Origin of the sequence: Lysinibacillus sp. Ag94, assembly GCF_023242215.1 — a bacterium.
In the GTDB taxonomy this organism is placed as follows: domain Bacteria; phylum Bacillota; class Bacilli; order Bacillales_A; family Planococcaceae; genus Lysinibacillus.
Genome location: NZ_CP096780.1, coordinates 777,545 through 801,502 on the forward strand (window position 1 = coordinate 777,545; position 23,958 = coordinate 801,502).

Here is a 23,958-nt window from a genome sequence, read left to right on the forward strand (position 1 = left end):
TCCTAATAATGTAGCATACCATTAAAAATAGTCAATAACTTTTCAGACTATTTTGTATCAGGATGCATAAGGTGTGGCGCTTTTTTCATTGTCCAAATAAGGGCAAGGAAGAAGCAAGCCATTAAAATAATAGACCCGAATATATAAGGACTGTTCATATTCCAATCGAATAATATACCTGCTAGAGCTGGACCAATCATATTACCAAGACTCATATACGCATTGTTCAGACCAGCTGCAAAGCCTTGTTCATTTTCAGCAAGCTTTGAAATCAGTGTGTTGACAGCTGGACGAATCAATGTCGTAGCTGTAGAGAAGATAGTCGCTACAATTAAAATAAGTGCAAATCCAGATGCGAATAATATTAAGAAAATCGAAACGGATGCAATAAATAAATTGACTAGCACTACTTTCATTTCGCCGAAGCGATTAAACAGCGGTGTAATAACAAATATTTGTACAACAACACCAAAAGCGCCCCCCATAACTAATATAATGGCGATATCAGTAGGTGTGTAATTAAACTTATCTGTCACAAATAATGATAATGTTGTTTGGAAATTAGCAATCCCGAAAGAGAATACAAGCATAATAATTAGCATGACAAAATAAGGCATTCGGACTGAACGGGCCATTTGCTTTGCAAGATTATCCTGCTTCTGCGCTTTTTTCGCTGTGTTCGGTTTTGTAGCAGGCAATAAAAAGAACGATAAAATAGCTGCTAAGATTGCTGCAAATCCAGCAGTATAAAATGGAAAATGCAAACTAACCTTTGATAGGAATCCACCGATACCTGGTCCGATCATAAAACCAAAGGACATTGCTGCCCCTATCATTCCCATACCTTTTCCTCGTTCCTCATACGTTGTGACGTCTGCCACAAAAGCCATTATAGGAGGTGCCACAAATGCGGAACCAAGGCCACCAAAAAAGCGTGCCAGGAAGAGCATCCACACATCTGTAGAAAGCCCGAAACTAATTTGGGCAAGTCCTGTTACGATAAGACCGAAAATAATGAGATTTTTACGACCGTATTGATCGGAAAGATTCCCAGCAATTGGAGAAAATACGAATTGTGCGAAGGCGAACGTTGCGATCAACATGCCAAGTACTTGTCCTGCGGCACCAAATAATTTTAAATACTCAGGCATGACAGGAATAATAATTCCGATACTCCCCATTGCGATAAACATATTAAACATTAAAATATACAAAGCCGCCTTATTAGACTTCTGCTGGGTCATCGAATACCCCTTTCTTTCATCAAATATACTACAGTCTACCACAAGGCTTATACGTTTGCTATTGACTATAAGTCTGAGATTTACTAGTAAAGATATGCGGATTCTCAAAAACGGCCGGCTAGTTTTTCTGCAGAGGCTTATTTCCAGATAAACGAAAAAAAGCTGCTCTCACGTGAGAACAGCTTTGAATGGATTAAAATAGTTTATCGAATACTCATTTTAAATTCCAAGAACAGCTCATTGTATTTGCCTAAGTAATCAGGACCTAAGTTTTTATAAACTTCTAATGTTTTACGTTGTTCCTCAGAAGGATAGAAGCGCTTATCAGATACTACTTCTTTATCCATTAACTTCATCGCTGCAATATTAGGAGTAGAATAGCCTACATAATCAGCGTTTTTAGCACCCGATTTAGCTTTCAACATAAAATTAATGAAAGCATGTGCGCCATCAATATTTTTTGATGTTTTTGGGATAACCATATTGTCAAACCATAAGTTTGAGCCTTCTTTTGGTACAGCAAAGTCTAAATCTTCATTTTCTGATAACATGTCTGCTGCTTGACCAGACCAAGTGAGTGCCACAGCAGCTTCATTATTAACCATCAGCGGTGTAATTTCATCCCCGATAATGGCTTTAACATTTGGCGCCAATGTGATTAGTTTATCGGTAGCTTTACGTAGCTCCTGGTTATCTAAAGAGTTAAGAGAGTAGCCAAGACTGTTTAAGCCCATACCAACCACCTCACGTGCACCGTCCACTAAAAAGACTTTACGCTTTAATGAAGGATCCCATAAGTCCTTCCAAGATGAGAAGTCTAAATTTCCAACGAGCTTTGGATTATAGACAATGCCGACTGTTCCCCAGAAATATGGAACAGAGTATTTATTGTTCTTATCAAATGGTAAATCTAAAAAATAAGGATCAATATTTTTTAAATTAGGGATTTTCGTTTTATCTAAAGGAATAAGTAAGTTTTCTTCCTTCATTTTTTCAATCATATATTCAGAAGGTACGGCGATATCGTAAGCTGTACCACCTTGTTGAATTTTTGTCATCATTGCTTCATTGGAATCGAACGTTTCATAGATGACGTGAATGCCTGTTTCTTTTTCAAATTGTTTCAGCAAATCTGGATCTATATATTCTCCCCAGTTAAAGATGGTTAATGTATCTTTACCACTTTTTCCACCTCCGGCACTTAGGGCGTCAGCGGCATAGAATAATAGGGCAGAAACGACAAGGATTGCGATTGTTGCTTGAATTAATTGCTTCATTGAGTTCCCCCCGTTCTTTTACTAGCGCGGCTTGTAATGAAGTAATAGCCAACAACGACGATAACCGTTACAAAGAATACTAAACCAGAAATAGCGTTAACTGTTAAGGAAATACCTGCACGTGCCATCGAATAAATTTCAACAGATAAAGTACTAAAGCCGTTACCTGTCACGAAAAACGTTACCGCAAAATCATCTAGAGAATAGGTTAAGGCAAGGAAGAACCCTGCAAAAATACCAGGTTGAATATACGGTAAAATAACACGCATCATAACATCTTTTTTCGTTGCACCTAAATCTAATGCAGCATCGATTAATGATTTATTCATTTCTAATAGTTTCGGTAAAACCATCAGTACAACAATTGGGACGCTGAACGCTACATGTGCTATTAACACGGAAGTAAACCCTAGTTTAATACCAACCATTGTGAATAAAATTAAAAAGCTTGCACCAATAATGACATCCGGGCTCACAATTAACACATTATTTAAAGAAAGTAGTGTGTTGCGCATTTTTGAATCTTTAACAGTGACAATGCCAATTGCTCCTAGTGTCCCAATGATTGTAGAAATCAATGCAGAGAGTAATGCCACGATCACTGTATTAATGAGAATGACGAGTAAACGTGAATCCTCAAAGACAGCTTTATAATGTTCTAACGTAAAGGACTCAAAATGATTCATCGATCCGCCACTATTGAACGAATAGAAGACTAAATAGAAGATAGGTGCATACAAAACGATAAAAACAATCGCTAAATACACTCTTGCTGTAGCAGATAGTTTTTTCATCGTACGCGACCTCCTTTATCCTTCTTCTGTCCTGTAATTAACATAATGATAACCATAAATAAAATTAAGAACACAGCAATTGTTGATCCCATTCCCCAGTTTTGGGTTACTAGGAATTGTTGTTCAATAGCTGTACCAAGTGTAATAACACGGTTTCCTGCAATTAAACGAGTAATCATGAAAAGCGATAATGCAGGAATAAATACAACTTGAATGCCTGATTTAACACCGTCCATTGTTAAAGGCAATATAACGCGTCGGAATGTTGTAAAGGCAGATGCTCCTAAATCACGTGCTGCATAAATAAGAGCCGGATTTAAACGATCCAATGAGTTGAAAATCGGTAAAATCATAAATGGAATAAAAATATAAACGGATACGAACACAAAGCTAAGGTCAGTGAATAGCATTTGCTTTGGATCAAAACCAAGTACTTCGATAAATGCATTTATTGGGCCGTACAAGCCGAAAATCCCGATAAAGGCATATGTTTTTAATAAAAGATTAATCCAAGAAGGAATAATAATTAGTAAAAGCCAAAGCTGTTTATATTTCGTTTTTGTTAAAAAATAAGCTGTTGGATACGAAACAAGTAACGTAAAGAACGTAATTAAAAACGCATACCAGAATGAACTTAATGTCATTTTTAAATAGACAGAAGTAAAGAATGCTTTATAGTTATCGAGCGTGAAATTGCCATGTATGTCTAGTAGGGAATAGTAACCAACAAGGGCAATCGGTGTGATAACGAAAAATGCAATCCATAAAACATAAGGAAATAAAGCTGTTTTCGAAGTCTTAGTTTGCATCTTCGTCGTCTCCATACGCCTCTAAACGTTTATCGAATTCTTCTTCTGTTTCATTTAAGCGCATTACATGAATTGCTTCTGGATCGAAGTCTAAGCCAATTTCTGTCCCTACTTCAGCTTTTTTCAATGAATGCACGAGCCATTCATTGCCATCTTTGTCGTAAGTGGATAATTCATAATGCACCCCGCGGAACAATTGAGTATCAACTTTTACGACAAGTTTGCCTTTCTCGATTGTTGTCATTTCTAAATCCTCTGGTCGAATGACAATATCAATTTTTTCGTTTGGTCTCATTCCTTGGTCAACACATTCAAAAACTTTACTAGCAAATTCAACTTTGAAATCTTCAATCATCACGCCAGGCACAATATTTGATTCACCAATAAAATCAGCTACGAAGCGGTTAATTGGCTCATCATAAATATCTACTGGTGTACCAGATTGTTGAATTTCACCTTCACTTAAAACAAATATTTCATCACTCATGGCAAGTGCCTCTTCTTGATCGTGTGTGACAAAGACAAATGTTTTTCCAAGGCGTTGTTGTAACTCTCGTAGCTCATACTGCATTTCTGTACGCAGTTTTAAATCTAAAGCAGAAAGAGGCTCATCTAATAGGATTACTTCAGGATCATTTACAATCGCACGAGCAATAGCAACACGTTGACGTTGACCACCTGACATCTCAGAAATTTCACGATTGCTATAACCTGCTAAGTTAACGAATTTTAATGCTTCAGCAACACGTTTTTTAATGTCACTTTCAGGAAGCTTTTTAATGCGAAGTCCAAATGCGACGTTTTCAAAGACGTTTAAATGAGGGAACAACGCATAATCCTGAAAAACAGTATTTACTTGGCGTTCATTTGCTGGCACGGAGTTGATTTTTTTATCATGAAAATAGATATCTCCTGTAGTCGGTTCTGTGAATCCAGCAATCATACGTAAAATAGTTGTTTTACCACAACCAGAAGGACCTAGCAGTGTATAGAATTTACCCTTTTCTAGCTCCAAGTTAATGTTTTTTAAGACGACAGTGCCGTCATTATAGGACTTTGAAACATTTTCAAAGCGGATAATCGAATTCGTTGTCATAGATGCGCCTCCTTAAGCTATAAATATGAATCCGTTGCGACAAGTAAAATTTTTGTTTCATCAGCATGTGCATTAAAAATTTGGTGATGATCTGTCGCGTCAAAATAGAGAGCATTGCCTTTACTCGCTATGTATTGTTCATCTCCTAAAACGAGACGAATACGCCCTTCAACAACAAAAATAAATGTTTCTGAGAGTGAAGGCTCAAACTGTTTGAATTCCCCGTCAGCAGCAAGTGTCAAGAAAATAGGCTCCATTTCTTTTTCATTTGAAGTAGGAATGAGCCACTGAATTTCATATTTTTTTTCTTCGTCTGTATAAGTGGATTGATCTTCTTCTGTATATACAACCTTTTGTTCAGGTGCTTCATCATCGAAAAATTCTTTAGGTGTTGACCCTAAAACTTCTAATAATGAAAAAAGAGTTTCAATGGAAGGTGAATTTAGATCACGTTCTAATTGAGAGATATACCCTTTACTTAAATCTGTGCGTTCTCCAAGTTCCTCTTGGGTAAGACCTTTTTTTAAACGAAGCGCTTTGATTTTTGCTCCAATTTGCATCTTTTCCCTCCTAGAAGAAGTTTAGCAATCATAAACTTTTGAAATACGAAGTTTACTTTAACGAAACTTTTAGTTTACTAAAACCATTACAATTATACATAATAAAAAAGAATTTGCAATCGTTTTTTAGTAAAAAAAAGTAGATGAAATTTTTAGAAATTATACATAAATGTAGCGTAGAAAAATTTTGTTTAAACTAGAATAAAATTGTTAAAAATAGCTAATAAATAGGCTGTAGCAGCTATTCCATTTGGGGATTTGACGGAAATTTGTCAGATAATTTAATATGTGCACTTTTGTGAAGTTTACTTGTTTGAAAAACTGCGATTACTCTGTTATCGTAGAAGACGAGTTCGCTGGTGCGAATGGAATATATCCACTACATATTTAATCGGAGGGATTTATAATGGCAGAACGCATGGTAGGTAAACAAGCACCTGACTTTACAATGGAAGCAGTACTTCCAGACAAATCATTTGGTAAAGTATCATTAGAAGACATTAAAGCACAAGACAAATGGACAGTTCTTTTCTTCTATCCAATGGACTTCACTTTCGTATGTCCAACAGAAATCACTGCAATGAGCGATCGTTACGATGAGTTCGAAGACTTAGATGCAGAAGTAATCGGTGTTTCTACTGATACAATCCACACTCACTTAGCTTGGATTAACACTGACCGCACTAAAAATGGTCTTGGTGAGTTAAAATACCCATTAGCAGCAGATACAAATCACCAAATTTCACAAGAATATGGTGTATTAATTGAAGAAGAAGGTATCGCACTACGTGGCTTATTCATCATCAACCCAGAAGGTGAATTAAAATACCAAACAGTATTCGATAACAACATCGGCCGTGATGTAGACGAAACTTTACGTGTACTTCAAGCTTTACAAACTGGTGGTCTTTGCCCAGCAAACTGGCGCCCAGGTCAAGCAACTCTATAATTCAAGGCTTGCGAAATTGATGATTTAACAAATAAAACAGTCCCCACAGCAAGTTTGTGGGGATTTTTTTAAACTTGATATAGAAAAAGGTTCATCACCAAAAATTGAGGATGACTTTTGTTAAAACGTCTACTATGTAAATAAGTTAATTGGAGTGGAGGCTGGGCGACTCCTTGGGGATTAGCAATAGAGGAACGAAGGCTAAAACCATCACATCCTGTGATAACGCCTTCGTGACCAACCTCGTGTTGGCCCGAGACCCTGCAGCGAAGCGAAGCGGCTCATCGGACGCCCCCAGGAAGCTCTGCTCTGTGCGAAAGCGGAGTGTTAACGAAGCGGCAGCGGCAAAGCGCTCAGACGGAACGGAAATCAACCACACGTTTTGATAATGATCCTAGAAAAAGGAAAAAGGAGAATGTTTTATGAAACTTCGTGAACAAATGCCTGAACTTGTAGGCGCAACAACTTGGTTAAATGGTGAAGTAACAAAAGCGGAGTTAGTAGGCGAAAAACCAACATTAATCCACTTTTGGTCAGTTAGTTGCCATTTATGTAAAGAGGCAATGCCGGATGTAAATAATTTCCGTGATCAATACAAAGATGAGTTAAACGTTATTGCAGTGCATATGCCACGCTCTGAGGAAGATACAAATTTAGAAACCATCAAATCAGTAGCAGCAGAGCATGACATTGTTCAACCAATCTTTGTGGATAGCGAATTAAAGCTAACGGATGCATTTGAAAACCAATACGTACCAGCGTATTTTGTGTTCGATAAAGAAGGTCAGCTTCGTCATATGCAAGCTGGAGGTAGCGGTATGAAAATGCTAGAAAAACGTGTGAATCGTGTTTTAGATGAAATGCGCAACGCATAAAAGAGCAGATTACGAGGCGGGGATATTGTATTCCTCGTCTTTTTTATTGAAAAAATACGGGAGGGGAATCGATCGAGGTGTAAATGGGAGTAATATGATCAAATCAAGGCGTGACTAGAAATCACATCTTATGGCAAGCTGAGCAGCCGTACCGAACGCAAAAGTTATCAAAACGTACGTCCTAAGAAGTACCTCGAATATAAAAGAGAACCGAGTGTTCTTGAATAGGAGCAGGGGATTCTGCTTTTATTGACGAATAGTCTCTTGTTTTGACGATACATATAGCCAAGAATACGTTACAATAAGGGTATAGTAGTTTTCGGAGGGATTTTTAATGATGAAAAAAGAGTTTGCTGTCATTGGACTTGGACGTTTTGGAGGAAGCATTGTTCGTGAATTAATGAGCCAAGGCGCACAAGTTATGGCGATAGATCATTCCTCAGAGCGGGTGGACGAGTTTGCTTCGATTGCCACACAGGCCGTTATCGCAGATTCGACGGATGAATCGGTATTAAATTCATTAGGTATTCGTAATTTTGAGCATGTTATCGTAGCGATTGGTGAAGATATTCAGGCTAGTATTTTGACGACGATTATTTTAAAAGAAATTGGTGTTCAGCAGATTACTGTAAAAGCTCAGAATGATTACCATGAAAAAGTACTGCGTAAAATAGGCGCAGATTTTGTCGTGCATCCTGAGCGAGATATGGGGATACGTATTGCCAATAATATGTTGTCTAATACAGTGCTCGATTACTTAGAGCTTTCGGATGAACATTCGATTATGGAGCTTAAAGCCAATGATGCGATTGCAGGTTACTCTATTATGGATCTAGATATTCGTGCAAAGTACGGGATTAATATTGTAGGTCTTAAGCGTGGTGCAGATATCATCGTATCTCCGCAGGCGAGTGATAAAATTTTGTTAGGAGATATTATGCTTGTCATTGGGGCTGATGTAGATATTAACCGCTTTGTCAAAAAGGCATTGAATGGGTAATGAAAAATGAATAAACGAAGATGGAAACTAGTTATATTTGCGGCAATTATTCTTATTGGCGCTTTTACATGGCAATCTCGCGACAAAAATGAGCAAGAGGCTATTTCTCGTATTTTAGATCACACAGCAGAAATAGATGCGATCGAGCTTTTTAAAGGGGAGCAATCTTTATTTAGTGCAACAGGTCAAGATGCAAAAGCCTATATTGAAAACTATCCGCTTAGCCATGTTAAGAAACTAAGCAAAAAAGAACGAGCTATATTTGAAGAAAAACCACTCTATCATATTGTTTACGAAATGCAAGGAGAGCCTTTATATGAGGTAGATATTTTAAAAGTTGCGATTAGCTCTGAGCTCAGCGAAGAATTACAGCAGATGGTTTTTAATGTTGGGGATCAGCAATATTTGATTTATTGGGCAAAAGAGAAAAAAGCACTTGAACAATCAACAAATACGCAACGTTTGCTTGAACAATATGTTAAATAAATAAGGGTAGTGAAAACAGCAACTAGCTGCGATCACTACCTTTCCTTGTAGTTAATTCGATTTTTGTCTGTGGATCAACTAGAACATATTAGGCGTCTAGGCTAAAGTGAGGTCGCTTTGATCCCTCGGGCGAAGTAGTGGAGCGTTTCCTTTTCGGGCTTAGCGCATTTGTTCTTACGACACAATAGTATTTTTTCCTTGAAGCGCACGTTCTTGCATTTCTACATCAAATTCCTTTTCCGATTTCGATACGACTATACAAGCTACACCGTTACCAATTAAATTTGTTACGGCACGTGCCTCAGACATGAAGCGGTCAACACCGATTAATAACGCAATCCCTTCGACTGGAATCATTGGGAAAGCAGCAAGTGTTGCTGCTAATGTGATAAAACCAGAACCTGTTACACCAGCGGCTCCTTTAGATGTAATCATTAAAATCCCAAGGAGTGTAATGATTTGAATCCATGTCAATTCCATTCCGTATGCTTGTGCAATAAATAAGGCAGCCATTGATAGGTAGATGGACGTCCCATCAAGATTGAAGGAATAACCGGTTGGTACTACTAATCCAACAACTTGCTTAGAGCAACCAAAGTTTTCTAATTTACGCATCATAGATGGCAAGGCAGATTCAGATGATGAAGTACCAATTACTAAGAAAATCTCCTCTTTTATATAAGCGATAAATTTAAAAATGTTGAAGCCGAAAAATTTTGCGATCATCCCTAAAATAAGGACTACGAATATGAACATTGTAATGTATACTGCAGCCATTAATAGACCTAAGTTGCCTAACGATTTCAACCCAAAATTACCAATTGTATAGGCCATTGCACCAAAAGCACCTATTGGAGATATTTTCATCACCATATTTACGATTTTGAAGAAAATTTCTGCCACTTGTTCAAAGAATGTGATGACAGGTTTTGCAGGTGCGCCAATAGAAGCAGCAGCTACGCCGAACAAGATGGCAGAGAATAACACAGGAAGTAATTGCCCTGCTGCAAGTGCACCTACAACGTTTTCAGGAATGATGCTAGAGATGAAAGCACCTAAGCCTTGCTCAGACTCTGCTGCAGCAGTTGTATATTTTGAGATATCGGCTTCGGAAGCACCTGAAGTATCTAAACCTGTACCAGGGCTAACGATTAATGCAACAACAATACCGATTGCTAAGGCAATGGTAGAGACAATTTCGAAATACAGTAACGCTTTTCCACCGATTTTTCCAACTTTTTTCATATCTCCCATACTACCGATTCCGATTACAACTGTTAAGAAGATAATAGGAGCGATTAACATTTTAATTAGCTTAATGAATAAATCAGCCAGGATTTTAAGGCTTGCACCAAACTCAGGGAAGATAGCGCCAACAATCACCCCTAGAATAATTGCAGCTATAACTTGAATGGTTAGATTTTTCAGTAATTTCATTTTATGCTACCTCTTTTCTATATTTTCTCTTTGATATCGCTTTCATTAGAATTATCATAGCGAATTTTGTAAGAAAAAAGAGATTTAGAAAATAAGAAACATATCGTTCATTAAGTACATTCATCCATATTTTAAATAAAACGTAGTGTTTTCAATAACTTAAACTGTTATGATACTCTACGAGAAATTTACTATTGTTATAATACAAAAATAATTAATGATAGAAAATTCCGTTTTGTGGCAATTTTTCGTAATATTGTTCATTAAGTTCATGACTTTCTCCTCCTTATGTCAACTAAAACTGTTGTCAAAAGATTTTTTTGAAGATAATCTTAAAGGCATATCATTGATAGCAGTGACTTAGCATTCGGAAAGGAAGGAATATTAAATGATAAAAATGCCTGTAAACGGTAAAATCCTGCTAGTGACATTTTTAATCATTGCATTCTCCTTTTTACTTGGTGGCATTTTTGTACTTGGAAACCTCTTAACTGAGCAAGAAAAGGAGTTTGGTCAGCGTGCTATGCTCGTTGCGCGGACTGTATCAAATGTGCCAGAAATTAGTATGCATTTGAAAAATGACAATATTAAAGAAGCGGCGAAAAATGTCAACAAAATTGTAGATGGAATTCGTGTTGTTAATAAAGCAGAATATATCGTAGTCATGAATATGAATCGTATTAAACTATCTCACCCAGTTAATAAAGAAATAGGGAAGCGTAGTGAATCACAGGATTTAAATGCTTCCTTTAGTGAGCATTATTATGTAACGAAGGCGCAAGGGGAAGCGGGTGTAATGATTCGAGCTTTTGTCCCTATTATTGACGACAAAAAAGTACAAGTAGGCATTGTCGTTGTAGGATATTCACTGCCAACTTTTATAGAAATGTTGCAAAATTATGAGCATGAAATTTTTATTACTATCGTTATATCTCTTGTTTTTAGTATTTGGGGGGCCTATACACTTGGCCGACATATTAAAAAGCAAATGTTTGGGCTTGAGCCCCATGAGATTGCCAAGATGTATGTGGAACGAACAGAAACGTTCAATGCTATGCATGAAGGCATTATAGCGGTCGATAAAGGAATGAATATTACAATTTTTAATGAAAAAGCAGCTGATATATTAGGAGTTACTAGAAAGATAGAGGATTGTATCGGAGAAAAGATTTATGATGTTTTGCCTGACACACGATTGCCTGAAATTGTTGAAACAGCAACACCAGTATACAATCAAGAGCTCTACATTAATCATCATAGTATTTTGAGTAATCGTGTCCCGATTATTGTGAATGGTGAGCTAGTTGGAGCAGTTGCTATGTTTAAAGATTTAACAGCAGTTAAAAAGCTTGCGGAAGAAGTAACAGGTGTAAAAGCATTTGTTCAAGCACTGCGTGTACAAACACATGAGCATAAAAATAAGCTTCATACTATTGCAGGACTTCTGCAATTGGGACATACAAAGCAGGCACTTGAATACGTGACAGCTACTACCGAAAATGAAGCCTCTTTAACGAAGTTTTTGAATGAACGCTTTCATAATGAAAATATTTCAGGATTATTGCTAAGTAAAGTTAGTTATGGTAAGGAATTAGGCATACAAGTAGAAATTGATCGAAAAAGTCATTTTAAACGCTTTCCACCATTATTAGATCATCACGATTTTGTCGTTTTGTTAGGAAATTTAATTGAAAATTCCTTTGAAGCACTAAATGTTCTTTCAAAGCATGATAAATATGTAGCTATTTCTGTAGATGAGCATGACGGTGTGCTAGCAATTGCTGTTTCTGATAATGGAATTGGGATGTCTGAAGAGGTGCAAGCTCGTATGTTTGAAAGTGGATTTTCTACAAAGGCAAGTGAGAATCGCGGTATCGGCTTGCATTTAATACGTGAAATAGTAAGAAAAGGTAATGGCGATATTGAGGTAGTGAGTGAACTCATGAAAGGGACAAGTTTCTTAATCTTATTTGAGTTAGGAGAAGAGTAGATGGATGTAATAAATGTGTTATTAATTGAAGATGACCCAATGGTCCGAGAAGTGAACAGGCAATTTATTGAGCAAATTAAAGGATTTTCACTAATAGGCTATGCTGGCAATGGGATAGAAGGGATAGAGAAGATTAAGCAGCTAAATCCAGAACTTGTCTTTATGGATATTTTTATGCCAGAGCAGGATGGCATTATTACATTAGGAAAAATTCGCGAAGAACATATTCCAGTTGATGTTATTGCCGTAACTGCTGCGAATGATATGTCAACTGTACAGAGAATATTACACCTTGGCGTCTATGATTATATTATGAAACCTTTTACGTTTGAACGAATTGAACAAACTTTAAAGAATTATCAAGCTTATAGAAAGAAAATAAGTGGTATGCAAGATCTAACACAGCATGATGTGGATCATCTAATGCAGAAACGTAACCCTGAACAAATAGTTGTTCCTCCGATCACTGAGACAATCATAATTGACGAGCTACCAAAGGGTTTTAACCGAGCGACATTAGACAAGGTACTTGCCTATATTCAAGAAAGTAACGAAGCCGTATCAGCAGAAGAAGTGTCCATGTATATTGGAACGGCTCGTGTAACAGCTCGACGTTACTTGGATTTTTTAGAAAAACAAAATCTATTAAAGGTGGATATACAATATGGAAATGTGGGCCGTCCTATCCATCGATATTATATTTAATCCGAATGAGTGACTTATAAAGTTGTTTAATACATTTTTTATAGGGGAAACTAAAGGGATAGGGAAGTATCATTTGCTTTTAGATTTTGGGAATATGAAGGGTTGATGAAAAACTTAATAGAGTGAATAAAATATGCTTTATCCCGAGAGGTAAACCTGATTAGATATGATACATATAGCAGAGAATCCGTTACAATAATGGTATATTATTTTTCGGAGGATTTTTTATGGAAAATAAAGAAATAATTGATTTTAGAAAGCTAATGGGGAGTAGGTTTAACACACATGTTCAACGTTCGAAAAGAGTCGCTATTTAAATTTTTGAAAATTCTATTTCCAATAGCGCTTTTAGCAATAGCCATTTATGAAATTCTACAAACAATCAGTGGGATAGATGTTCAGTTACTTCGGAAAGAAGTGAATGAACTGCACATATGGGAGCTCTTATTTATTCTTTTAATTACCTTCTGTGCCATTACACCGATGATTTTTTATGATGTTATTTTAGTAAAAATATTAGGAATCAAAATAAACAACCGTCTTCTACTGAATCATTCTTTTGTTGTAAATACCTTCTCTAATCTTATTGGCTTTGGTGGTTTAGTTGGTGTTTTTTTACGTAATTATTTCTATTCGAAATATAAAGAGGATAAGGAAGACTTATTAAAAAGCATTGCCTCCGTAACCCTCTTTTATTTAACAGGGATTTCGCTGTTAGCTTGGATTATGTATATATTCTATTGGGACTTCCCATTGCTAAAAGAAGTACGATGGTTAAAAATAGCAGTTATTCTTGTCAGCCTATATGTACCGATTTTTATTGCTATGCTTCTCATCCGCAATAAAAAAGCAGGTTCTATAAAGCCAAAGATCTCTCTTCAATTGATGGGCACTTCCGTAACTGAATGGGTTGCAGTCTTTTTAGTTATTTGGATATTAACTTTTATTTTAAAGATTCCAATAAATTTATCCGATTTACTTCCGATATTTTTAATTGCTTCCTGTGCGGGTATTGTCAGTATGATTCCTGGCGGGGTGGGCTCTTTTGACCTTGTTTTTTTATGGGGGACTCAAAGTTTAGGAATCGCTGATGAAAAAGTGCTTTTTCTATTAATTTTGTACCGAGTTGGTTACTTTGTGCTTCCATTTTTAGTTTCTTCTCTTTTATTTGTAAAAGAATATTGGGAACGTTGGAATCAATCATGGGATGACTTGCCAAATGTCGTTCTTCAGAAGCTGAGTCATATGCTATTAACGATATTGGTATTTCTCTCTGGCATTGTATTATTGCTATCAGCTTCGGTGCCAGGTATTTTAAGTCGACTAAAAATAGCTCAGGAATTTTTATCTTCGCCGATTATGCATGTCTCTCATCAAATGACTGTTGCAGCTGGCTTTATTCTCTTAGGTTTATGTAGAGGGATTAAATATAAAGTGAAAAGGGCCTATCAACTTTGCCTCATTGTGCTAAGTAGTTCTGTACTATTTTCAATTTTTAAAGGCTTGGATTATGAAGAAGCAATTTTTTTACTCATTGTTACAGGGCTGTTAATTACCTCAAAAAAACAATTTTACCGTGAAAGTAACGTTTTGACATGGGGAATCGTTTTGATTGATCTTGCGGCAGTGACAATCATTACAGCGATGTATGTAGTGATTGGTTATGTAAACTTACCTACTTCCAAAATCCATATCCCAGTCGCTTTGCAGGAATATATCATTACAGATTACCGAGACTTATTTTATAGTGCAGTAATAGGCATCTTAATAGCAATTGTCATTTTTTATATAGGCTATTTTATCCGTGCACCTAAGAAAATGGAAAAGCTTTTATCAAGTGAGCAAGAAGAGAAAATTAAAGACCATTTGATGACCTATAAAGGGACGGAATATTCACATTTAATTTTTTTACATGACAAATTTATACATTGGAATAAACAAGGTACAGTTTTATTTTCTTATCAAATATATGCCGATAAGATTGTTGTACTGGGAGATCCAGTGGGAGATGAATCTGATTTTTTATCCGCTATTCAGGAGTTTTTAGAATTGGCAGATAAGCATGGTTATACACCGGTTTTTTATGAAATTAACAATAAAATTTTCCCTTCTTTACATGAGCATGGGTATAGTTTTTTTAAGCTTGGCGAAGAAGCCTTTGTAGACTTGGATAAGTTTACACTTGCTGGTAAGGGAATGAAGGGACGCCGAGCAGTAAAAAATAAATTTGAACGAGAAAATTTTACAGTTGAAATAGTAAACCCTCCTTACTCACAGGAATTAATGAATGAATTGCAAGAAGTATCAACGAAATGGTTGCAAGGAAGGTCAGAAAAAGGCTTTTCTCTTGGCTTTTTTAATGAACACTATTTAAACACTTCAAACATTGCCGTTTTACGTGGTACAGAAGGAGTTATTGGCTTTGCTAGTCTCATGCCAATGTACGATAATGGCGAAAGACTCTCAGTAGATCTCATGCGTTTTAAGCCGGGAGCGCCATCTGGAACGATGGATTTCATATTCCTATCGCTCTTTGAATGGGCAAAAACAGAAGGCTACCGTGTTTTTAACATGGGGATGTCGCCATTGTCAAATGTCAAACAGTCTAGGTATTCTTTTTTAAGTGAAAAAATAGCAGCACAAATATTTTTACATGGGCAGTACTTCTATCATTTTAAAGGATTAAGAAACTTTAAATTAAAATATGCAGATTTTTGGGAGCCAAAATATATAGCATATCGAAAGAAATCCTCCCTGCCATTTACCATGGCACAGGTCACGTTATTAATTGGTAAAAAGAGAAAATAAGTAGCTAAGTTTGTACTAAAAAGAAGGGTGTGAATTTACGAAGTTGTGCTGGTTGTGCTGCCAGCATAATGAAACGCATTCGACGGAAGCCAATTAGATGCATTGCAAAATTACTTTGCGATGCATCTTTTTTTATAAATTTTTATACTCAAAAAAATGATAAGGACCGGAACGCAGGACATCGCTGATAAAAGAGCCAGAATCGCTGATAAAGTATCGAACATCGCTGATAAGAGAGTCAGAATTCCTGATAATAAAGAGTCAAGTCCTTAATATTGTGTAAAATTCTATACAACTGTTCTTCAACTCTGACGTTAGTTTAGTCAAATTGTCCAGCTTATGTTGGAATTCGCTGCTAAAAGTGTGAGTTGCGCCGCTAACCAAAGGAAGAACGCCGCTAAAACTTGAAAGAGCCAGAATCGCTGATAAAGTATCGAACATCGCTGATAAAAGAGTCAGAATCGCTGATAAAGTATCGAACATCGCTGATAAAAGAGCCAGAATCGCTGATAAAGCATCAAACATCGCTGATAAAAGGGTCAGAACACCGCTGATAAGTGAACCGAAATCGCTGATTGATTCATGATGAAATAAAGTTTATGGAAAAATTGTAATTTTGTATTTGATTTTCCATTAGCGCTTTGTAATAATAGAAATTCAATATAACATGTCACTAATTTTTACCTTATTTCAGCGGGTGCCCCACACATCCGCTGAAATAGAATGCCAAGCCATACCTGATAAGAAAGGAGTTCGATAAAAATGTTAGTAAGAGAGGCAAAACGTGAAGATGCTGAACAGATCATAGCTGTCATAAAAAATGCGGAAGAGTCTAATTTAATGTTATTCGGGCCAGGTGAAAGAAAGTTAGAGACTGAACAATTTACTAAATTTATTGAGAATAGTAACAATAACAGCCATTCTGCTTTGTTGATAGCTGAAATAGAAAAGAAAGTAGTTGGTTATTTAATTGTTCAAGGTAATAATATGCCATCTAGAGTTTCACATCGAGCCTATATTGTTATAGGTATCCATAGTGATTATAGAGGCCGGAAAATAGGTACGGCATTATTTAGTCACCTTGACGAGTGGGCAAAAAGAAAGGGTATGCATCGCTTGGAACTAACAGTAATGGCGAACAATACTGTAGGTGTTGCTTTATATAAAAAAATGGGATTTGAAATTGAAGGAACTAAGAGACATTCCTTATATGTTGATGGTGAGTACATTGATGAATATTTTATGTCAAAATTATTGTAATACAAAGGGTGTGTGTATATGAATTCTAGAAGAAACGCTAGAAGTATTAATATCGGTATTTTTTCACCATCATCGCCAGCATCTGTCAGTGCCCTTTCTCGATATAAGCGTGCAAAAGCTTTTCTTGAACAAAGAAATATAAACTTAATTGAAGGAAGTCTAACTGGTAAATCTGATATGTATCGCTCTGGCACTCCAAGAGAGCGTGCTGAAGAGTTAAATAAATTAATAAGAAATCCAAACGTCCCCATCATCATGTCGACAATCGGTGGTACAAATTCAAATAGTATGCTGCCATATATTGATTATGATGCGTTTCAAAGCAATCCAAAAATCGTCGTTGGTTACTCTGATGCAACGGCAATTTTACTGGCACTTTACGCAAAAACAGGAATTACAACTTATTACGGTCCAGCATTAGTTCCTTCCTTTGGTGAATTTGAACCATTAGTCAATGATACATATCAATTCTTCGAGAACTACTTCTTTAAGTCACAATCTTTGCCTTACGAAATTCCAATGCCTCCATATTGGTCAGATGAACCTGTCAATTGGTTAGAAAAAACGGTAGAAAAAAAGTTATATAAGAATGAATGGTTGACGGTTCAAGATGGAGTTGCTGAAGGTAGATTAATTGGTGGCAATGTAAATGCTATGTATGGATTTATTGGTACTTCTTATTTCCCGAAAATTCTTGATGGAGATATCTTATTAATAGAAGATTGCGCTAAAAATACAGCTATCGTTGAGAAAAATTTTGCGATGCTGAAATTACACGGAGTATTTGAAAAAATAAGTGGTATTATTTTAGGCAAGCATGAACGCTATGATGATTTAGAGACTGGACGTAAACCATATGAAATACTGCTTGAACAGTTAGACGGCATGGATATCCCGATTTTAGCAGAATTCGATATATGTCATACACACCCGATGCATCCAATTGCTATAGGAAAACAAGTAAGATTAGATGCAACGGCTAAAAAAGTCTATTGTATTGAGAAATGGTTGTAAATTAAATAAGCCCTGCTGATTTTTGCAGGGCTTAGACCAATTATGATTTAATATGGTCATTATCTGTAATAGCATACATTTTAACATTTTGATGATTCCCCTTAACAAACATACTTTTTCGTAAAATCCCCTCAAAAAGCATCCCTGATTTCTCCATTACTTTTTGAGATCCTATATTCTCTTCAAAACATCGCGCTTGAATTCGCACTAATCCTAATTCGGTAAAGCCAAATTCGATTAGTTTTTTTACTGCTTCAGTCGTTATCCCTTTATTCCAATTATCTTCAGATAGAACATAGCCTATCTCAGCACATTTATGCTTGTCAGTTATAGCAACAAAATCGATAGTGCCAATTAAATTTTGCTCAAATTCGATGCCCCATAATAGATGATTATCTTGTTTATAGCCATTTAAAACTAATTCAATAAACTCTTTTGTTTCGTCTAAATTCTTATGGGGTTCCCATGTAACATAGCGCGCTACTTTTTCACTTGAAGTGTAGTTGAATATTGCCTCTGAATCATTTAATGAAATCGGCCTTAACGTTAATCGTGCTGTTTTTAAAACAGGTGGTGCTTGTTTAAAAATGTTATTGCTCACAAAACTCCCCCTTCATTTGTGTAATCATTAAAGTTTATCTAATTATAACCAGATTTATAAATTATTGTGAAGCTATTCATTAGAGGAAATTTTAAGGTTAAAGGGGAAAATGGAAAAATTAAAGCACTGCACTATTAGGGATTTACATTCGATTGGAGGGGAGGTTTGGCGACGCCTTGGGGATGAGTGATAGAGGAATTAAGGCTAAAACCATCACACCCTATGATAAAGCCTTCGTGACCAACATTGTGCTATTGCTGTCGCTTCGTTGCACTACGCTTTCGCGCCAAAAACATCTGTTTCGCCCGAAATTCTGGAGCGTTGTGGATGTTGTCTGTGCGAAAGCGAAGCGACAGCAACATGTTTTTGCCTGTGCGAAAGCGAAGCGACAGCAACATGATTTTTTCTGTGCGAAAGCGAAGCGACAGCAACATGTTTTTTTCTGTGCGAAAGCGAAGCGACAGCAACATGTATTGTCTGTGCGAAAAGCATCACCTGCACATTCGTTCTTTTATTATAAAGGAAAGCGTGACTAAAATAATAGTGTGATACATTGCGTTGTTTGGAGAAGCATCGCTCGACTCCTGCGGGAAAGCGAGACAGACGAGACCCCGCACGAAGCGAAGCGTAGGAGGAGGCTCGGCGCTCGCCCGCGGAAAGCGAGCGGAATGCTTCGGAAAACAACAGTAGAGTCACAGTGCCAAATGAAAAAAGCGAGGTATTCAACGATTTACTCGTTAAATACCTCGCGATGTGAGAAGATATAGACTTTTTCAGTGCCCCCCTTCAATGGAGAGCCCTTTTTCTATGTGTTTATTAATTATCTTTAACGTCTTTTCGGTTTTTCTTTAACATTTTAGATAGCATTTCATAAACGATTGGTACAACTACTAATGTTAATAAAGTTGAAGATAGTAGACCACCGATTACTGTAATTGCTAGGTCTTTTGAAATTAGACCACTGCCACCATTACCAAGTGCCATTGGAATCATCGCACCGATTGTTGCTATGGCAGTCATTAGGATTGGACGTAAACGAGTTGCACCAGCCTCTAAAATGGCCTCGCGCATTGCAAGTCCGTCACGTTCCATATGAATAATGCGGTCTACTAATACGATGGCGTTTGTTACTACGATACCGATTAGCATTAATAGTCCCATCATAACAGAAACAGAAATTGTTTGACCTGTGACGAATAATCCGACGAATGCTCCAATTACTGCGAATGGCAGGGAGAACAGAATAGCGAATGGTGCTAAACCTTCACCGAATGTTACTACTAGGATGAAGTAAACAATCGCGATCGCAGCTAACATAGCAATTCCAAGCTGTGTGAACGTTTCTTGCATGTCTGCAGCAACGCCTCCAACGCCAGTCGTTACACCTTTAGGTAAATCTAATTTATCGATTTTTTTATCAGCAGCTGAAGTAGCTTTTGAAATATCGTCACCGACAATCGTACCAGAAACTTTTGCGAAGTATTCACCTTTTGAGCGAGATAATGAGTTTAATGTAGTGCCTTCTTCTACTTTTACTAACTCACCGATTGTCATTGTTGTGCCTAAAGCTGTTTGAATTTTAGTAGCTAATACATCATCAAGAGATTTAGCGGCAGCTTTTTCTTCATGCTGTACAATAACATCAATATCTTCACCATCATACTGAACTTTTGTTAGAACTTCTGGTGATGTATTTTGATTTAAAGCCATTACAATTTGAGCAGTAGTTAAACCGTATTGTAGAACATTTTTTTGCTCTACTTTTAAAGTATTCTCAACAAATGGATCTTCAGTATCAGACTTAATCTCTTCTAAACCATCAACTTCTTTTAGTGCGCCTTCTACTTGTTTCACTGCTTTACGGAGCTTATCTAAATCTTCACTATATAATGTGTAACTTACTTCATTTGAAGATGATGACATTGATGAGAAGTTTTGAGATTTCCATTCTCCTGATTGACCAATGTTAGTTACATAATCTTCAACTTCTTTACGTGCCTCTGGGAAGTCCTTCATATCTGGATCGAAGATGAGGTACATTAAGGCACCACCGGCACCGCCACCCATCATCATTGCAGAAGGATCAACATGTTTAGGGTCATTGATCGAAACTTGTAAAATATTAACGTCTTTACGTTTCATTAATTCTTTTTCTACTTTTGCCACATTTGCTTCTGTATCTTTCATTAGCTCGCCTGTACCAGGAGTGTACGTTAAGTACATAACCTTATCTTCTTGTGAGCCCATGAAACTGAAGCCAATAAGTGGTGTTAAAGCAAGAGAACCAACAAGCAATACAATCGCTATAATCGATGTAATGATTTTGTGATTTAATGATTTTGCTAGTACACCTTTATACCAAAGAGCTAGTTTACCAACTTCTTTATGTTGACTTTCTTTTTTCTCACCGTATATTTTTTTACGGAATAGGAAGTGAGATAAAGCTGGAACAATTGTAATCGCCACTATTAATGAAGCACCTAGCGCAAACGACATTGTTAACGCAAACGGCATGAATAATTCACCAACCATACCGCCTACAAACATTAGTGGGGCGAATACTGCTACGGTTACTAATGTAGAAGAAAGGATTGGTTTGAACATTTCAATTGTCGCTTCACGAATAAGAGCGCGACCTGTTAGTTTTTCATCTTTTAAATGGATACGTCGATAAATATTTTCAACAACTACAATGGAGTCATCAATTACACGACCAATCGCCACGGTTATCGCGCCGAGAGTCATAATGTTTAAGGTGATATCCATCCAGTTTAATAATAGTAATGCCATGAATACTGAAACTGGGATAGAAATAATCGAAATAATTGTTGATTTGAAATCACGTAAAAATAGTAAAATAATTAATACGGCAATGGCACCACCGAATACTGCTTTTTCAATCATTGTGAACACTGAATCTTCAATCGGTTTACCTTGGTCAAGTGAGATATCCACTTTTAAGCCGTCTAATGATTTTTCTTCGTCTTGCATTAAATCTTTCACTGCATTTACGACTTTTACCGTATTTGCATCTTGAGCTTTAACGATTTGAATCGCAATCGCATCTTTGCCGTTTGTACGTGATACGGATTGTACTTTACCTTCGACTTCAATCGTTGCAATATCGCCTAAGCGAACGAATGGAGAAGGATTTGTAGCTGAAGGTGTAACTGGAATCAATAAGTCTTTTAACTCATCGATAGATTTAACTTTACCGTCTACTGAAACGGCCTGTTCACCTACAGTAAATTGATATAAACCAAGTGAAAGCGACATATCACTTGCTTGAATCATTTGCTTGACTGAATCCTCTGTTAAGCCAAGAGCAGCCATTTTTGCGTTATCATATTTAAATGATACTTCATTAATGTGCTGACCGTTGATAGTTGCTGAAGCAACGCCATCAATTTTTTCAATTTTAGGAAGTAGAATGTTTTCTACTGTTGACGTTAATCCGACAATATCTTCCTTAGAGCTACTAACCGATAAAGCGACAACAGGCATCATATTCATGCTAATTGCCATAACTGTCGGTTTTTGAGCACCGTCAGGTAATTTTATACCTTCTAACGCGGACTCTAATTGGCGTTTTTTCTCATCCATATCAATTCCATAGTCATATTCCACTTGAACTTGTGCTACGTTTGAAGAGGATGATGAGTAAACTGCTTTTACATCTTCTAAGCTTTCAATTGATTTTTCAAATGGTATGGAAAGCTCATTCATTACCTGTTCAGGTGTTGCACCAGGGTAAACACCCATTACAATTAAATATGGTATAGAAATGTCAGGTATGGATTCCATTTTCATTTTTGTACCTGAATAAATACCAGAGACAGTGATGATAATTGTTAATAACCACACTGCCAATTTGTTTTTCAATACGAAATTAACTAAACCTTTCACCTTCACACCTACCCTTTATTGACTAACTAGATTTCGTTATTTATACTAATGACTAATCGGTCATTTGTCAATGAAACACATTAGGAGAGAATTAAAAGTATGTTAAAAAAGCAACTTATTATGGAGAAAGCGTTGGAGCTATTCTCAGAACAAGGCTTTGAAGCTACATCTGTACAGCAAATTACAGAACGATGTGGAATTTCAAAAGGCGCATTTTATTTATCTTTCAAAACAAAAGACGAGCTTCTAATTTCAATGGTAGAGAATTATCTACAACAATTTGTGACTGACGTTGACCAAGTAGTCAGAAGTTCACTTAGTAAAGATATCATTTTGGTTGAATTTTACAAAAGTATTTTTCAAGCTTTCAAAAAACATGCTGCATCTGCTCGTGTGTTTTTGAATGAGAAAGTACTTCTAACAAAAAAAGAATTGTTTCAGAAAATAATTGCCTATGATATCGAGATGTCTAAGTCGATTATTTATATGCTTGAGCAGCTATATCAGGACAAACTTGACGATACTAAATATGATGTTATGTATTGCATTAAAGGATTCATGAAAAGTTATTCAGAACTTTTTATTTTTTCGGATATACCACTCGATTTAGATCAATTGTCTAAATCTCTAGCTGAAAAGACAGAAATTCTTGCAAAGTATACAACGATTCCATTTATGACCGAGGAACTCGTTCAATTAACAGCAAAACCTTGTAATGAAGATTTTTCAAAGGAATCTTTACTAGAATTAATCGAACAACATCTAGATGGCTTAATAGACACTATAGAACGCGAGTCTCTAGAATTATTAAAAGAACAAGTCGAAAATCCAACCTATAGTAAACCGATTATAAAAGGTTTAATTGAAAACATACGCTTGCAGCCAGATTATCGTTGGGTTGCTTATGTAATAGCTAAATACTTTAATATGTAGACATAAGGATAGGATTGCACACTTATCTACATGTAATACAGTGTCTGTAACGATAGATAAAGTTTAGTTAAGGTTAAAGAATATTGTACGAAAACTCGAAGTGTTAGCGGTAATTAAGTAATTGTCTAGGTGACTAGAAGTGTGGGTATGGTTTCTGATAGTGTTGACATAAGGATAGAATAGCCATTCTTGTGTTACTCTAATTCATTATTGT

20 protein-coding genes are annotated in these 23,958 nt (G+C 36.4%); 11 read left to right on the forward strand and 9 right to left on the reverse strand.

What is annotated here, in order from left to right:
• Window positions 1-47: 47 nt before the first annotated feature.
• The 6 genes from MY533_RS03410 to MY533_RS03435 form a co-directional block, all read right to left on the reverse strand.
• Entirely contained in the window at window positions 48-1,244 is a 1,197-nt protein-coding gene (locus tag MY533_RS03410; RefSeq protein WP_248718038.1) for an MFS transporter, read from the reverse strand.
• Window positions 1,245-1,447: 203 nt separating this feature from the next.
• Window positions 1,448-2,521 (reverse strand): ABC transporter substrate-binding protein, encoded by a 1,074-nt coding sequence (locus MY533_RS03415; RefSeq protein WP_248718039.1) that lies wholly within the window; start codon window positions 2,519-2,521, stop codon window positions 1,448-1,450.
• Window positions 2,518-3,315 (reverse strand): ABC transporter permease, encoded by a 798-nt coding sequence (locus MY533_RS03420; protein ID WP_132357736.1) that lies wholly within the window; start codon window positions 3,313-3,315, stop codon window positions 2,518-2,520. The genes MY533_RS03415 and MY533_RS03420 overlap by 4 nt, the downstream gene beginning before the upstream one ends.
• Window positions 3,312-4,124 (reverse strand): ABC transporter permease, encoded by an 813-nt coding sequence (locus MY533_RS03425; protein WP_132357734.1) that lies wholly within the window; start codon window positions 4,122-4,124, stop codon window positions 3,312-3,314. Before MY533_RS03425 ends, MY533_RS03420 begins: the two co-directional genes overlap by 4 nt.
• A complete protein-coding gene (locus tag MY533_RS03430) occupies window positions 4,114-5,220 on the reverse strand; it encodes an ABC transporter ATP-binding protein (RefSeq protein WP_132357732.1) in 1,107 nt (368 codons plus the stop codon). The genes MY533_RS03425 and MY533_RS03430 overlap by 11 nt, the downstream gene beginning before the upstream one ends.
• A 17-nt stretch (window positions 5,221-5,237) precedes the next feature.
• Complete coding sequence (locus tag MY533_RS03435; RefSeq protein WP_132357730.1) at window positions 5,238-5,780, reverse strand: helix-turn-helix domain-containing protein; 543 nt, start codon at window positions 5,778-5,780, stop codon at window positions 5,238-5,240.
• Window positions 5,781-6,186: 406 nt separating this feature from the next.
• Between MY533_RS03435 and MY533_RS03440 the strand changes: the two genes are divergently transcribed.
• The 4 genes from MY533_RS03440 to MY533_RS03455 all read left to right on the forward strand — a co-directional run bounded on the left by MY533_RS03440 (window position 6,187) and on the right by MY533_RS03455 (window position 9,090).
• Window positions 6,187-6,729, forward strand: a complete 543-nt coding sequence (locus tag MY533_RS03440; RefSeq protein WP_248718040.1) for a peroxiredoxin — start codon at window positions 6,187-6,189, stop codon at window positions 6,727-6,729.
• Between the two features lie 422 nt (window positions 6,730-7,151).
• Complete coding sequence (locus MY533_RS03445) at window positions 7,152-7,604, forward strand: TlpA family protein disulfide reductase (protein ID WP_248718041.1); 453 nt, start codon at window positions 7,152-7,154, stop codon at window positions 7,602-7,604.
• Window positions 7,605-7,941: 337 nt separating this feature from the next.
• A complete protein-coding gene (locus MY533_RS03450) occupies window positions 7,942-8,604 on the forward strand; it encodes a potassium channel family protein (protein ID WP_079559812.1) in 663 nt (220 codons plus the stop codon).
• Window positions 8,605-8,610: 6 nt separating this feature from the next.
• A complete protein-coding gene (locus MY533_RS03455; protein ID WP_248718042.1) occupies window positions 8,611-9,090 on the forward strand; it encodes a hypothetical protein in 480 nt (159 codons plus the stop codon).
• Between the two features lie 174 nt (window positions 9,091-9,264).
• Here MY533_RS03455 and MY533_RS03460 read toward each other — a convergent pair whose 3' ends face one another.
• A complete protein-coding gene (locus tag MY533_RS03460) occupies window positions 9,265-10,527 on the reverse strand; it encodes a dicarboxylate/amino acid:cation symporter (protein WP_248718043.1) in 1,263 nt (420 codons plus the stop codon).
• Between the two features lie 388 nt (window positions 10,528-10,915).
• Here MY533_RS03460 and MY533_RS03465 point away from each other — a divergent pair, with 388 nt between their 5' ends.
• The 5 genes from MY533_RS03465 (at window position 10,916) to MY533_RS03485 (ending at window position 18,304) form a co-directional block, all read left to right on the forward strand.
• On the forward strand, window positions 10,916-12,517 hold the full coding sequence (locus MY533_RS03465; protein WP_248718044.1) for an ATP-binding protein: 1,602 nt from the start codon (window positions 10,916-10,918) through the stop codon (window positions 12,515-12,517).
• Window positions 12,518-13,222, forward strand: coding sequence for a response regulator (locus tag MY533_RS03470; RefSeq protein WP_248718045.1), 705 nt, complete (start codon window positions 12,518-12,520; stop codon window positions 13,220-13,222).
• 285 nt (window positions 13,223-13,507) lie between these two features.
• Window positions 13,508-16,030, forward strand: a complete 2,523-nt coding sequence (gene mprF / locus MY533_RS03475) for a bifunctional lysylphosphatidylglycerol flippase/synthetase MprF (RefSeq protein ID WP_248718046.1) — start codon at window positions 13,508-13,510, stop codon at window positions 16,028-16,030.
• Window positions 16,031-16,792: 762 nt separating this feature from the next.
• Window positions 16,793-17,290 carry a GNAT family N-acetyltransferase gene (locus MY533_RS03480; RefSeq protein ID WP_248718047.1) on the forward strand — a complete coding sequence of 166 codons (498 nt, stop codon included), beginning with the start codon at window positions 16,793-16,795 and terminating at the stop codon, window positions 17,288-17,290.
• 18 nt (window positions 17,291-17,308) lie between these two features.
• Window positions 17,309-18,304, forward strand: a complete 996-nt coding sequence (locus MY533_RS03485; protein WP_248718048.1) for a S66 family peptidase — start codon at window positions 17,309-17,311, stop codon at window positions 18,302-18,304.
• 40 nt (window positions 18,305-18,344) lie between these two features.
• Here MY533_RS03485 and MY533_RS03490 read toward each other — a convergent pair whose 3' ends face one another.
• Complete coding sequence (locus MY533_RS03490; RefSeq protein ID WP_248718049.1) at window positions 18,345-18,905, reverse strand: GNAT family N-acetyltransferase; 561 nt, start codon at window positions 18,903-18,905, stop codon at window positions 18,345-18,347.
• Window positions 18,906-19,081: 176 nt separating this feature from the next.
• Between MY533_RS03490 and MY533_RS03495 the strand changes: the two genes are divergently transcribed.
• A complete protein-coding gene (locus MY533_RS03495) occupies window positions 19,082-19,441 on the forward strand; it encodes a hypothetical protein (protein ID WP_248718050.1) in 360 nt (119 codons plus the stop codon).
• A 280-nt stretch (window positions 19,442-19,721) separates the two neighbouring features.
• Here the strand turns inward: MY533_RS03495 and MY533_RS03500 are convergent, their stop codons facing one another.
• Entirely contained in the window at window positions 19,722-22,811 is a 3,090-nt protein-coding gene (locus MY533_RS03500) for an efflux RND transporter permease subunit (RefSeq protein WP_248718051.1), read from the reverse strand.
• Window positions 22,812-22,910: 99 nt separating this feature from the next.
• Between MY533_RS03500 and MY533_RS03505 the strand changes: the two genes are divergently transcribed.
• The gene (locus tag MY533_RS03505) at window positions 22,911-23,744 is read left to right on the forward strand and encodes a TetR/AcrR family transcriptional regulator (protein WP_248718052.1); all 834 of its coding nucleotides are present in this window, start codon (window positions 22,911-22,913) and stop codon (window positions 23,742-23,744) included.
• Window positions 23,745-23,958: the final 214 nt, after the last annotated feature.